Origin of the sequence: Paraburkholderia caledonica (genome assembly GCF_000383275.1) — a bacterium.
In the GTDB taxonomy this organism is placed as follows: Bacteria; Pseudomonadota; Gammaproteobacteria; order Burkholderiales; family Burkholderiaceae; genus Paraburkholderia; species Paraburkholderia caledonica.
Map to the genome: position 1 here is coordinate 1 of NZ_KB911042.1, position 12,283 is coordinate 12,283.

Below are 12,283 nucleotides of genomic sequence, written 5' to 3' on the forward strand. Positions count from 1 at the left end.
GTGTTCACGAGCAGCACGTCGTCCAGATATTCGCTGCACAGGCGGAAGGTTTCTTCGCCGACGAGCTTCACCGCGGTGCCGTCGGAGAACAGGCCGACCTCGTTTAGCGTGACGCGCTCGCCGGCTTTCAGCGATGCGGCCATCGCGCACGAGTCGTCGGTCTGCACGCCGATCACCTTGATCTCGGGACGCACCGATTTCACATACGCCGCGACACCCGCCGCGAGTCCGCCGCCGCCGATCGGCACGAAGATCGCGTGAATCGGGCCCTGATGCTGGCTCAGGATTTCCATCGCAACCGTGCCTTGCCCGGCGATCACATACGGATCGTCGAACGGATGCACGAAGGTCAGCCCGCGCTCTTCCTGCAATTGCACCGCGTGGCCGTAGGCGTCGCTATACGATTCGCCGAACTGCACGACCTCGACGGTCGGGCCGCCATGCGCGCGCACCGCGTCGACCTTCACCTGCGGCGTGGTGACCGGGACCACGATGATCGCCTTCACGCCCATGCGCGCCGCAGACAGCGCGACGCCCTGCGCATGATTGCCTGCCGACGCGGTGATCACGCCGCGCGTGAGCGCCTCGGCGGGAATGTGCGCCATCTTGTTGTACGCGCCGCGCACCTTGAACGAGAACACCGGCTGGTTGTCCTCGCGCTTCAGATAGACCGGATTGCGCAGGCGCGCCGACAGTTGCGGCGCGCGTTCGAGTTCGGTCTCGCGCGCCACGTCGTAGACGCGTGCGGTGAGGGTTTTCTTCAGATAGTCGTGGGAGGCCATGCGGGTGGCGCGATGCGCTTTGGAAGGCGGAAAAGCATCAATGATAGCGCCAACGCCGCATGCACTGCCCTCACGGGTCGCCGGGCAGCGCCCCGCCGCGCGCGGTCTAGAAAATATGCGGCGGCCTGCCGTCGGTGAGTTCGCGCGGCAGCGGTTCGTCGAGTTGCCATTCGACGTGCGGCAGCGCGAACAGGTCGCCGTGAAATTCGACCGGGCCCTCGCTCGTGAAAAGCCCATCGAGATAATCGAAGTTCAGCTGCGATGAGACGGCGCGCAACGCCGCGTCGACCGAATGCGACGGTTGCAGATCGAGCGGATCGACGTCGAGCCGCACGGTGTAGCGGTCGCCTTTCGTTTCCATGGCGCCGACGTCGATCAGCTTACCGTCCGGGTTTTGCGCAATGACGCGCTCGCCGTTGGCAAACAGCCTGAACGTGGCCCGAAGCGCCGCGGACGCGGCGGGTTGCTTGGTTGCCATCGCGATTCTCCTTGTGATTTCGTGTCGCAGATGTGATTCAGCCGGCTTCCCCGACTTCCTTCGGGTCGGGCAGGTTCGCGCCGCCACCGGGCTTAGGCGGCGCGGGTTCGTTCCTGGCCGATTGCTTCTGTTCGTCGGACAGACGCCGGTCGCCGGCAGTCGGGTCGTTCGGCGTTTGGCGCGGCGGCGTCGGGCGGGCGGATTCGCTGGTCATCATGGGCTCCTGGTCGTGTCGATCGGTGAAAGTCGTGCTCAGTCCTGCGAGCGCGTGCGGTCGGCGTCGCTTTGCGTGCCGGGCGGCGTGCCGGGTTTCGTGTCGGGGCCCGCGTCCGGTGCGACGTCTTCCAGGCGTTGGGTCCCGGATTCCCCGTCGCGCCGGTCGTCCGAGCCGTCGCTGGGAATGTTCTCGGTATGGCCGGGCACCGGTTGCTGCTCGATATGCTCGGCGTTCTTCGTGTCGGGGTCGGACATCATGGGCCTCCGTGGATCGCTGGTTTCCTGTAGCCGATCAGCATCCGGCATGCCGCGGTCTTTGCGTTCGTCCGCATCTTCTGGCTGATGGTGACAAAAGTCGGCTGATCGATAGAAAACCATCGATGCCGCGCGGCCCGCGCCGCAGCGCGGCTTGGGCGCCGTCGAACCCGCCGCGCTCGCATTTCCACCTGCAACGCGTGGCGGGCCGATGCGGTAGAATTCCATTTTGGAATAAGGATCGGAAGATGCACTGGCAGCCTCGGATCGCCCACTTGATGCCCGCCCCGCGTGAGTCTTGTCCCGCGGCGGAGCGTCATGTCCGCCACGCACGATCGTGTAGCAGTATCTGAGCGCCGCGAAGCGACCGACGTGGGCAAGCCGTCGGTGGCGCTTCGCTCCCCAAGAAGATTTCCAAGCATTGCGCCCCACGCGCACCGTCAGCCGGCGCCTCGCCATGAGCGCGCAGGACTGACCCACCGAGTCGTCCAAACATGAACGCACCTCAAGTTTTCGATCCGCACGGAGCCGCCGCTGCGGTGGTCGCCGATCCCGAAGCGCGCCTGCGCGAAATTCCCTACAACTACACGTCGTTCTCCGACCGCGAAATCGTCATCCGCCTGCTAGGCGACGACGCATGGGCGGCGCTTGCCGAACTGCGTGCGGAACGCCGCACCGGCCGCTCGGCGCGCATGCTGTACGAAGTGCTCGGCGACATCTGGGTGGTGCGCCGCAATCCGTATTTGCAGGACGATCTGCTCGACAACCCGAAACGGCGCGCAATGCTGATCGAGGCGTTGCATCACCGTCTGTCGGAGATCGAGAAGCGCCGCCGCGCCGATCTGACCGAACATGGCGATGAAGCGGGCGTCGACCGTGCCGCGCGTGTCGAAACGTTGGTGCAGGCCGCGCGCCGCGCCGTCGACGAATTCGAAAGCGAATTCCAGAAGACTTACGATCTGCGCCGCCGCGCAACGAAGGTGCTGGGCCGCGTCACCGAAAAGGACAACATCAAGTTCGACGGTTTGTCCCGCGTTTCGCACGTGACCGACGCGACAGACTGGCGCGTCGAGTATCCGTTCGTCGTTCTCACGCCGGATACCGAAGCCGAAATTGCCGGCATGATCAAGGCGTGTTTCGAGCTCGGGCTGACGGTGATTCCGCGGGGAGGCGGCACGGGTTACACGGGCGGCGCAGTTCCGCTCACGCCGTTCTCGGCCGTCATCAACACCGAAAAGCTCGAACAGCTCGGCGCGGTGGAAATGACCGAACTGCCGGGCGTCGACCGCAAAGTGCCGACCATTTTCTCTGGCGCAGGCGTGGTCACGCGGCGCGTGACCGAGGCGGCCGAGCAGGCCGGGTTCGTGTTCGCCGTCGATCCGACCTCGCTCGACGCGTCCTGCGTCGGCGGCAACGTCGCGATGAACGCGGGCGGCAAGAAAGCGGTGTTGTGGGGCACGGCGCTCGACAACCTCGCCTGGTGGCGCATGGTCGACCCGGAAGGCAACTGGCTCGAAGTCACGCGTCTGGATCACAACCTGGGCAAGATTCACGATATCGAGGTCGCGCGCTTCGAACTCAAATGGTTCGACGGCAACCATGCGCCGGGCGAAAAGCTGCTGCGTACCGAGTCGCTCGACATCAAAGGCCGGGTGTTCCGTAAGGAAGGGCTCGGCAAGGACGTCACCGACAAGTTCCTGGCCGGCTTGCCCGGCGTGCAGAAGGAAGGCTGCGACGGTCTCATCACGTCCGCACGCTGGGTGCTGCACAAGATGCCCGCGCATACGCGCACCGTCTGCCTTGAATTCTTCGGCCAGGCGCGCGAGGCAATTCCGAGCATCGTCGAAATCAAGGACTACCTGTTCGAAACGTCGAAGCAGGGCGGCGCGATTCTCGCCGGTCTCGAACACCTCGACGAGCGCTATCTGCGCGCGGTCGGCTATGCGACCAAGAGCAAGCGCAACGCATTTCCGAAGATGGTGCTGATAGGCGACATCGTCGGCAACGACGCGGACGCGGTCGCGCAAGCCACGTCCGAAGTGGTGCGCATGGCCAACGGCAAGAGCGGCGAAGGCTTTGTCGCGGTGAGCGCCGAGGCGCGCAAGCGCTTCTGGCTCGACCGTAGCCGTACCGCCGCAATCGCAAAGCACACGAACGCGTTCAAGATCAACGAAGACGTGGTGATCCCGCTCGACCGCATGGGCGAGTACACGGACGGCATCGAGCGTATCAACATCGAGTTGTCGATCAAGAACAAGCTCCAACTGGTCGACGCGCTGGAAGCGTTCTTCCAGGCTGGCAAGCTGCCGCTCGGCAAGAGCGACGACGCCAATGAAATTCCAAGCGCCGAACTGCTGGAAGACCGCGTTCAGCAGGCGCTGGATCTGCTGAAGCGCGTGCGCACGCGTTGGGAATTCCTGCGCGACAAGCTCGATCTGTCGTTGCGTGAAGCGCAGCACTATCTGGTCGGTCTGGGCTACGAAGCGCTCGCGGAGAAATTCGCCGACCGTGTCGACGCGCAAACCGGCGCCACGGTGTTCGACGTCACGCAGGACCGCACCATCCGCGTGTCCTGGAAGCAGGAGATTCGCGCCGAGTTGCGGCAAATCTTCAACGGCGGCGAGTTCAAGCCGATCCTCGACGAAGCGCAGGCGATCCACAAGCAGGTGCTGCGCGGCCGCGTGTTCGTCGCGCTGCACATGCACGCGGGCGACGGCAATGTGCACACGAACCTGCCGGTGAACTCGGATAACTACGAGATGCTGCAGGACGCCCACACTGCGGTCGCGCGCATCATGAAGCTCGCCCGCTCGCTCGACGGCGTGATTTCCGGCGAGCACGGCATCGGCATTACCAAGCTCGAATTCCTGACCGACGACGAGATCGGCGAATTCCGCGCGTATAAACAGCGCGTCGATCCGCATGGCCGCTTCAACGCGGGCAAGCTGCTCGAAGGCGCCGATCTGCGCAATGCCTACACGCCGAGCTTCGGCCTGATGGGCTACGAATCGCTGATCATGCAGCAGTCCGACATCGGGGCGATTTCCGAGTCCATCAAGGACTGCCTGCGCTGCGGCAAGTGCAAGCCGGTGTGCGCGACGCACGTGCCGCGCGCGAACCTGCTGTACAGCCCGCGCAACAAGATTCTCGCGACTTCGCTGCTGGTCGAGGCGTTCCTGTACGAGGAGCAGACGCGCCGCGGCGTGTCGATCAAGCACTGGGACGAGTTCAACGACGTCGCCGATCACTGCACCGTGTGTCACAAATGCGTGACGCCGTGTCCGGTGAAGATCGACTTCGGCGACGTGACCATGAACATGCGCAACCTGCTGCGCAAGATGGGCAAGAAGAAGTTCAATCCGGGCAACGCGGCCGGCATGTTCTTCCTCAACGCAACGAATCCGCAGACCATCAACCTCGCACGTACGGCGATGATGGGTATCGGCTACAAGGCGCAGCGCCTCGGTAACGACGTGCTGAAAAAGTTTGCGAAGAAGCAGACGGCGCACCCGCCCGCAACCGTCGGCAAGCCGCCGGTCACGCAGCAGGTGATCCACTTCATGAACAAGAAGATGCCGGGCAATCTGCCGAAGAAAACCGCGCGCGCATTGCTCGATATCGAGGACAACAAGATCGTCCCGATCATCCGCAATCCGAAGACGACCACGGCCGACACAGAAGCGGTGTTCTACTTCCCCGGTTGCGGTTCCGAGCGGCTCTTCTCGCAAGTCGGCCTCGCGACGCAGGCCATGTTGTGGGAAGCGGGCGTGCAAACGGTGTTGCCGCCGGGCTACCTGTGCTGCGGCTATCCGCAGCGCGGCTCCGGGCAGTACGACAAGGCCGAACAGATCGTCACCGACAATCGCGTGCTGTTTCACCGTGTAGCCAATACGCTGAACTACCTCGACATCAAGACGGTGGTGGTGTCGTGCGGCACGTGTTACGACCAGCTCGCCGGTTATGAATTCGACAAGATTTTCCCGGGCTGCCGGATCATCGACATTCATGAGTTCCTGCTGGAAAAGGGCATGAAGCTCGACGGCGTGAACGGCGTGCGTTACATGTATCACGACCCTTGCCACACGCCGATCAAAACGATGGATCCGGTCAAACTCGTCAACTCACTGATGGGTTCGGAGAAAGACGGCTACAAGATCGAGAAGAACGATCGCTGCTGTGGTGAGTCGGGCACGCTCGCGGTTACGCGTCCTGACATTTCGACGCAGGTGCGTTTCCGCAAGGAAGAGGAAATCCGCAAGGGCGCTGCGAAGTTGCGCGGCATTCCTCTGCTCGCTGAAGCCGGCGCGAACGCGATCAACCCGGCCAATGCATCGGCCGGCACGGCGGGCGCGGCGAACGGCTCGGTGCTGAAGGCCGGCGACGGTCCGCAGCCCAAGGGCGCCACCGACGTGAAGATCCTGACGAGCTGCCCGTCCTGCCTGCAAGGCTTGTCGCGTTACAACGAAGACGCGGGCATCGAGGCGGACTACATCGTCGTCGAAATGGCACGTCACGTGCTCGGAGAAGACTGGATGGTCGACTACGTGCAGCGGGCGAACAATGGCGGAATCGAGCGCGTGCTGGTTTAATGGCACGACTGACGATTTTTGCCTGAGGACGACGATGGACTGCGTTTTTTGCCGTGAAGATGGCGGCGATGTGCTGTGGCAGGACGACACCTTGCGCGTCGTCCTTGCCGACGAACACGATTACCCGGGTTTTTGCCGTGTGATCTGGAATGAGCATGTGGCGGAGTTCTCGGACCTCGACGCCGCCGGCCGCGATCGCGTAATGAAGGCGGTATACGCCGTGGAACGCGCAATGCGGCGTATCCTGCAGCCGGCCAAGGTGAATCTCGCGAGCCTCGGCAACCAGGTGCCGCATGTGCACTGGCACGTCATTCCGCGTTTCTCGAACGACGCGCATTTCCCGCTGCCCATCTGGGCGCCGCGTCAGCGCACGGTGTCCGAGGCAATGCTGTCGTCACGCCGCGCACAAGCCACCCTGTTGCGCGAAGCGGTGCGACAGGAAATCGAACAGGCTCTTGGCTGAGCGCCACTAACCATTCCTTCGCGCCGCGCCGTTTCAAAGGCGACTTGTGGTGCGGCGGCGCTTTCTAAAGAGGCCATGATGAGCGGATTGACTCCCGATACCCCGGTGCCGACCGGCGTCGTCGTGCATTCCAAGTCGCGCGTGCTGGAACTGCAGTACGCAAGCGGCGAATCGTATCGGCTGCCGTTCGAACTGCTGCGTGTGTATTCGCCCTCCGCGGAAGTGCAGGGCCACGGCCCCGGCCAGGAAACGCTGCAAACCGGAAAGCGCGACGTCACGATCACGATGATCGAGGGCGTGGGCAACTACGCGATCCAGCCGACATTCTCCGACGGGCACTCCACCGGCATCTATTCGTGGGACCTGCTCTACGACATGGCGCGGCGCCAGGACGAACTCTGGCGCGCGTATCTCGACAGACTGGCGGCGGCGGGCGTCGACCGCGACGCGCCAATGCCTTCACCTGGCGCTGCGCACGGCCACCGTCACTGATACGATTCGCCTGACCCGCTGCACTGATGCGGCGCAACATTTCAGAATACGCGAAAGGACAAGCGCGATGAGCAAAACCCACTTCGGCTTTCAATCGGTCGACGAACAGGAAAAGGCGCAGAAGGTGGCGGGCGTGTTCCACTCGGTTGCCGCCAACTACGACTTGATGAACGACCTGATGTCGGGCGGATTGCACCGGGCGTGGAAGATGTTCACGATCGCCCAGGCCAACGTGCGGCCGGGCTACAAGGTGCTCGACATCGCGGGCGGCACGGGCGATCTGTCAAAAGCGTTTGCAAAGCAGGCCGGCGAAACCGGCGAGGTCTGGCACACGGACATCAACGAATCCATGCTGCGCGTCGGCCGCGACCGTTTGCTCGACAAAGGCGTGATCACACCGGCGCTGCTCTGCGACGCCGAGAAGATCCCTTTCCCGGACAATTACTTCGACGTCGTGACCGTGGCATTCGGCTTGCGCAATATGACGCATAAGGACGTTGCGCTGGCGGAAATGCGCCGCGTCCTGAAGCCGGCGGGCCGTCTGCTCGTTCTCGAATTCTCGAAGGTATGGGATCCGTTGAAAAAAGCCTACGATGTCTATTCGTTCAAGGTCTTGCCGTGGCTCGGCGAGCGCTTTGCGAAAGACGCGGAAAGCTACCGTTACCTCGCGGAATCGATCCGGATGCATCCGGATCAGGAAACCTTAAAAACAATGATGGAACAAGCCGGCCTTGATGGCGTCAAATATTACAATTTGTCAGCTGGCGTGGTAGCTTTACATGTGGGGACCAAATACTAGGGTTCCTAACCCATCGTTTTTAAAGGAAAGTGCCAAAATGTCCGATTCAGCCGTGTTATCTCCCCGTAAGGTGAAGCGGTCGCTGGCGAGACGAATCGGACTGATCGCGATGGTCGGCCTGATCGTGGCCGGCTCCGTCGCCTCGCTCGATGCGGAAGCTCGTCGCATGGGCGGTGGCCGTAGTTTTGGCCGTCAGTCGAACACCGTTCAGCAACAGGCTGCGCCGTCGCAGCCTTCCCCGTCCAATCAGGGCATGCAGCGCGCGCAACCGGCGCCCGCGCCTGCGCCGGCTCCTGCCCCGCAACCTAACCGCTCGCGCTGGCTCGGTCCGATCGCGGGTCTGGCAGCCGGTCTCGGTATCGCGGCACTGCTGTCGCACTTCGGTCTGGGTGGTGCGTTTGCTGGCGCAATGGCCAATATCATCGTCATTGCGTTGCTCGTCATGGTTGGCATCTGGCTGATCCGCCGCTTCATGGGCCGCAAGCGCGATACGTCGCAGCCGGCTTACGCGGGTCAGTCGCCGTCGCTGAATTCGGGTGCCACGGGCTACACGCAGGAGCCGCGCTACAGCGCGCCGCCTACTGGCTCGTATCTCGAACCGCAGGGCAATCCGCTGACCACGCCGTCCATCAATACAACGCCGAGCGTGCCGGCGGGCTTCGATTCCGAAGCGTTCCTGCGTAACGCGAAGGTGTACTTCGTGCGTCTGCAGGCCGCGTGGGACGTCGGCAATATCGACGATATCCGCGAATTCACCACGCCGGAAATGTTCGCGGAGATCCGCGTCGACCTCGCTTCACGCGGCGCCGAAACGAATCAGACAGACGTCGTTCAGCTCAACGCCGATCTGTTGGGCGTGGAAGAACGTGCAAACGAATACTTCGCGAGCGTGCGCTTCTCCGGCCTGATTCGCGAAACGCCGGGTGCGGCGGCGCAGCCGTTCGTCGAAGTGTGGAACCTGTCGAAAGCGAACCGTCCGGGCGAAGGCTGGCTGCTGGCGGGCATTCAGCAGCTCGCGCAGCATTGAGATGGCGCGGGCTCGCGGCGCTGCTTGCCCCGCGTGCGCGTGCAACGTTGGCCTGCGGCCGGCCCGCAGTTAGCCGTTCAGCCGAGCAAGCCGCGAAGCGAACGGACGTTACAATAGGAACCCGCGCGAGCACTCGCTTGCGCGGGTTTTTTCTTGCCACTTTCAATGACCCTCGCCGCCAAGCCTTTCGCTGCTGCTGTCAATCATCTGCTCGCCCGCGAATCGTGGGCCCGTGAGCGCCTCGCCCCTTACGCGGGCAGGACCGCCAGACTGTCGTCGCCACCTGTCGTGCTGATGCTGCTGGTGCAGCCGGACGGCTATCTGACTACGCTCGGCGCAAGCGACGCCCAACAGTTCGACGTGACCATCTCGGTCCCGTCCGACGCGTTGCCCGCGTTCGTGCAGGGCGGCCAGGCGGCCGTCATGAAACACGTGAAGATCGAAGGCGACGCGGAGTTCGCCACGGTCATTGCCCACCTCGCCGAGCATTTGCGCTGGGAGCCGGAGGAGGATCTCGCAAAGCTGATCGGCGACGGCCCCGCGTGGCGGGTTGCGTCGATCGTGCGGACGGTCGGCGAACATGTCCAGCGCACCGGCCGCAATCTGCTCGATACGGCCACCGAATATCTGCTCGACGAGAATCCTCAGCTCGTGCGCCGCGCCGCGCTGCAAGATTTCAACGCCGAGCTGGCGCAGGCCCGCGACGCGTTGGCGCGAGTGGAAAAACGTATCCAGCGTCTTGAACAGAAGGTCGAAGCCCACGGCGCAGTTGTGCCGGGCGGCGCCGCCACGTTGCGCGGCACGCGCTAGTCACCGGGCACAACCATGCGTTTTCTGCGTTTCCTCAAGATATTTTTCACGGTTATCCGCTTCGGTCTCGACGAGATGATGCTCGGCCGCGTCAACGACCGGCGCGTGCGCATGCTGCTGCGTATCACCACGATCGGCCGCAAGTTCGACGCGCCGCCCGGCGTGCGTTTGCGGCTCGCACTTGAAAGCCTCGGGCCGATCTTCGTCAAGTTCGGGCAGGTATTGTCGACGCGGCGCGACCTGTTGCCGGTCGATATTGCCAACGAACTCGCGAAGCTTCAGGACCAGGTGCCGCCGTTCGATTCGGCGGTGGCGATAGGACTGGTCGAAAAGTCGTTGGGCGCGCCGGTCGACGTGCTGTTCGACGATTTTGAGCGGGTGCCTGTGGCGAGCGCGTCCATCGCGCAGGTGCACTTCGCGACGGTGAAGGCCGGACAGCATGCGGGCAAGGCCGTCGCTGTGAAGGTTCTGCGTCCGAACATGCTGCCCGTTATCGATTCGGACCTCGCGTTGCTGCGCGACATCGCCGTGTGGGCCGAGCGTTTGTGGGCGGACGGCAAGCGCCTGAAGCCGCGCGAGGTGGTCGCTGAGTTCGACAAGTACCTGCACGACGAACTCGATCTCATGCGCGAGGCGGCCAACGGCAGCCAGTTGCGCCGTAATTTCGCCGGGCTCGATCTGCTGCTCGTGCCGGAAATGTACTGGGAGTTCTGCACGCCGACCGTGCTCGTCATGGAGCGCATGGTCGGCGTGCCGATCAGCCAGGTGGATACACTGCGGGCGGCGGGCGTGGATATCCCGAAGCTGGCGCGCGAAGGCGTCGAAATTTTCTTCACGCAGGTGTTCCGCGACGGCTTTTTCCACGCGGACATGCACCCCGGCAACATTCAGGTGAGCCTCGATCCGGCGCATTTCGGCCGTTATATCGCGCTGGATTTCGGGATCATCGGGGCGCTGTCGGACTTCGACAAGAACTACCTCGCGCAGAATTTCCTCGCGTTTTTCAAGCGCGACTACCACCGCGTCGCAACGCTGCATCTGGAATCGGGCTGGGTGCCGCCAACTACACGCGTGGAAGAACTCGAAAGCGCCATCCGCGCTGTGTGCGAGCCGTATTTCGACCGCGCGCTGAAGGACATCTCGCTGGGGCAGGTGCTAATGCGTCTGTTTTCTACGTCGCGCCGCTTCAACGTCGAAATTCAGCCGCAACTGGTGCTGTTGCAAAAGACCATGCTCAACGTGGAAGGTCTCGGCCGATCGCTCGACCCCGAACTGGATTTGTGGAAGACGGCAAAGCCCTATCTCGAGCGCTGGATGAATGAGCAAATCGGCCTGCGCGGCTGGTACGAGCGGCTCAAGATCGAGGCGCCGCAGTGGAGCAAGACGCTGCCACAGTTGCCGCGCCTGATCCATCATGTGCTGGCCGAGCGCCACGATCACGGGCGGGTCGGCAACGACGACATGATCCGGCAGATCCTGCTCGAACAGAAGCGTACTAACCGGCTGCTGCAGGGCTTGCTGCTGTTTGGCGTAGCGGTCGGCGTCGGCGCGGCGCTTGCGCGAGTGGTCCTCGCGCTGGCCTACGGCAGCTAATGAGTTTGCGAGGCACGTGATGAGCGACACGACCCAATCCCCGGTCCCCGATTTTGAAAACCGTGATCCGAATTCGCCGGCGTTCTGGAACGAGCGGTTCGAGCAGCATTTCATGCCGTGGGATCAGGCGGGTGTGCCGTCGGCGTTTCAGTCGTTTGCGAGCCGGCACACCGGAGAGGCGGTGCTGATTCCTGGTTGCGGCAGCGCATATGAAGCCGTCTGGCTGGCAGAGCACGGCAGCCCGGTGCGGGCGATTGATTTCTCGCAGGCAGCGGTTGCGGCGGCGCGCGCGCAATTGGGCGAGCAACATGCCGAACTCGTGGAAGAAGCCGATTTCTTCACCTACGAGCCGCCGTTCAGGCCGGCGTGGATCTACGAGCGGGCGTTTCTCTGCGCGTTGCCGTTGGCGCGGCGCGTCGACTATGCGCGTCGAATGGCGGATCTGTTGCCGGCGGGCGCGCTGCTCGCCGGATTCTTCTTTTTCGGCACGACGCCGAAGGGGCCGCCGTTCGGTATCGAGCGTGGCGAACTGGAAGCGCTGCTGACGCCGTTTTTCGAAGTGCTCGAAGACGAGCCCGTGACCGATTCGATCGCCGTATTCGCCGGGCGCGAGCGCTGGCTGACCTGGCGCCGCCGCGCGTGAGCGTGGCGCGACGGGAATTGGCGGGCGACTATAGCGGCAACTGGAAGCGGCTACGTGCGAGACGTGTAACGCGCTTCCGGCGTCAGCGCGGCCCTTGATTTTCCCGGTAGCCGCCCTCATCTGGCGCATCGGCGGT

Annotated in this window: 12 protein-coding genes; 8 read left to right on the forward strand and 4 right to left on the reverse strand. The window is 63.4% G+C overall.

The window, feature by feature from the left end; all coding sequences use genetic code 11:
• From ilvA to H281_RS0123700, 4 genes are all read right to left on the reverse strand, one after another.
• Nucleotides 1-782 (reverse strand): threonine ammonia-lyase, biosynthetic (gene ilvA / locus H281_RS34810; RefSeq protein ID WP_020069617.1); only part of this gene is annotated, 782 nt, incomplete at its 3' end.
• 106 nt (nucleotides 783-888) lie between these two features.
• The gene (locus H281_RS0123690) at nucleotides 889-1,260 is read right to left on the reverse strand and encodes a hypothetical protein (RefSeq protein ID WP_020069618.1); all 372 of its coding nucleotides are present in this window, start codon (nucleotides 1,258-1,260) and stop codon (nucleotides 889-891) included.
• 37 nt (nucleotides 1,261-1,297) lie between these two features.
• Complete coding sequence (locus tag H281_RS36955; RefSeq protein WP_020069619.1) at nucleotides 1,298-1,474, reverse strand: hypothetical protein; 177 nt, start codon at nucleotides 1,472-1,474, stop codon at nucleotides 1,298-1,300.
• A 38-nt stretch (nucleotides 1,475-1,512) separates the two neighbouring features.
• A complete protein-coding gene (locus tag H281_RS0123700) occupies nucleotides 1,513-1,731 on the reverse strand; it encodes a hypothetical protein (RefSeq protein WP_027804888.1) in 219 nt (72 codons plus the stop codon).
• Between the two features lie 494 nt (nucleotides 1,732-2,225).
• Between H281_RS0123700 and H281_RS0123705 the strand changes: the two genes are divergently transcribed.
• The 8 genes from H281_RS0123705 (at nucleotide 2,226) to H281_RS0123740 (ending at nucleotide 12,147) form a co-directional block, all read left to right on the forward strand.
• Nucleotides 2,226-6,320 carry a DUF3683 domain-containing protein gene (locus H281_RS0123705; RefSeq protein WP_020069621.1) on the forward strand — a complete coding sequence of 1,365 codons (4,095 nt, stop codon included), beginning with the start codon at nucleotides 2,226-2,228 and terminating at the stop codon, nucleotides 6,318-6,320.
• A 34-nt stretch (nucleotides 6,321-6,354) separates the two neighbouring features.
• Nucleotides 6,355-6,783: an HIT family protein gene (locus tag H281_RS0123710; protein ID WP_020069622.1), complete on the forward strand. Its 429-nt coding sequence runs from the start codon at nucleotides 6,355-6,357 to the stop codon at nucleotides 6,781-6,783.
• A gap of 78 nt (nucleotides 6,784-6,861) precedes the next feature.
• On the forward strand, nucleotides 6,862-7,275 hold the full coding sequence (locus tag H281_RS0123715; RefSeq protein WP_027804889.1) for a gamma-butyrobetaine hydroxylase-like domain-containing protein: 414 nt from the start codon (nucleotides 6,862-6,864) through the stop codon (nucleotides 7,273-7,275).
• Nucleotides 7,276-7,342: 67 nt separating this feature from the next.
• Nucleotides 7,343-8,074 carry a bifunctional demethylmenaquinone methyltransferase/2-methoxy-6-polyprenyl-1,4-benzoquinol methylase UbiE gene (gene ubiE / locus H281_RS0123720; protein ID WP_020069624.1) on the forward strand — a complete coding sequence of 244 codons (732 nt, stop codon included), beginning with the start codon at nucleotides 7,343-7,345 and terminating at the stop codon, nucleotides 8,072-8,074.
• Nucleotides 8,075-8,111: 37 nt separating this feature from the next.
• A complete protein-coding gene (locus H281_RS0123725; RefSeq protein ID WP_020069625.1) occupies nucleotides 8,112-9,101 on the forward strand; it encodes a Tim44 domain-containing protein in 990 nt (329 codons plus the stop codon).
• A 165-nt stretch (nucleotides 9,102-9,266) separates the two neighbouring features.
• The gene (locus tag H281_RS0123730; protein WP_020069626.1) at nucleotides 9,267-9,911 is read left to right on the forward strand and encodes a ubiquinone biosynthesis accessory factor UbiJ; all 645 of its coding nucleotides are present in this window, start codon (nucleotides 9,267-9,269) and stop codon (nucleotides 9,909-9,911) included.
• A 15-nt stretch (nucleotides 9,912-9,926) separates the two neighbouring features.
• The gene (gene ubiB / locus H281_RS0123735; RefSeq protein ID WP_020069627.1) at nucleotides 9,927-11,504 is read left to right on the forward strand and encodes a ubiquinone biosynthesis regulatory protein kinase UbiB; all 1,578 of its coding nucleotides are present in this window, start codon (nucleotides 9,927-9,929) and stop codon (nucleotides 11,502-11,504) included.
• A 19-nt stretch (nucleotides 11,505-11,523) separates the two neighbouring features.
• A complete protein-coding gene (locus H281_RS0123740) occupies nucleotides 11,524-12,147 on the forward strand; it encodes a methyltransferase domain-containing protein (RefSeq protein ID WP_020069628.1) in 624 nt (207 codons plus the stop codon).
• Nucleotides 12,148-12,283: the final 136 nt, after the last annotated feature.

What these genes read in the sequence shown, in the direction of transcription:
- H281_RS0123690 (WP_020069618.1), bottom strand. Translation starts at nt 1,260, where the DNA reads ATGGCAACCAAGCAACCCGCCGCGTCCGCGGCGCTTCGGGCCACGTTC.
- H281_RS36955 (WP_020069619.1), bottom strand. Translation starts at nt 1,474, where the DNA reads ATGACCAGCGAATCCGCCCGCCCGACGCCGCCGCGCCAAACGCCGAAC.
- H281_RS0123700 (WP_027804888.1), bottom strand. Translation starts at nt 1,731, where the DNA reads ATGTCCGACCCCGACACGAAGAACGCCGAGCATATCGAGCAGCAACCG.
- H281_RS0123705 (WP_020069621.1), top strand. Translation starts at nt 2,226, where the DNA reads ATGAACGCACCTCAAGTTTTCGATCCGCACGGAGCCGCCGCTGCGGTG.
- H281_RS0123710 (WP_020069622.1), top strand. Translation starts at nt 6,355, where the DNA reads ATGGACTGCGTTTTTTGCCGTGAAGATGGCGGCGATGTGCTGTGGCAG.
- H281_RS0123715 (WP_027804889.1), top strand. Translation starts at nt 6,862, where the DNA reads ATGAGCGGATTGACTCCCGATACCCCGGTGCCGACCGGCGTCGTCGTG.
- ubiE (WP_020069624.1), top strand. Translation starts at nt 7,343, where the DNA reads ATGAGCAAAACCCACTTCGGCTTTCAATCGGTCGACGAACAGGAAAAG.
- H281_RS0123725 (WP_020069625.1), top strand. Translation starts at nt 8,112, where the DNA reads ATGTCCGATTCAGCCGTGTTATCTCCCCGTAAGGTGAAGCGGTCGCTG.
- H281_RS0123730 (WP_020069626.1), top strand. Translation starts at nt 9,267, where the DNA reads ATGACCCTCGCCGCCAAGCCTTTCGCTGCTGCTGTCAATCATCTGCTC.
- ubiB (WP_020069627.1), top strand. Translation starts at nt 9,927, where the DNA reads ATGCGTTTTCTGCGTTTCCTCAAGATATTTTTCACGGTTATCCGCTTC.
- H281_RS0123740 (WP_020069628.1), top strand. Translation starts at nt 11,524, where the DNA reads ATGAGCGACACGACCCAATCCCCGGTCCCCGATTTTGAAAACCGTGAT.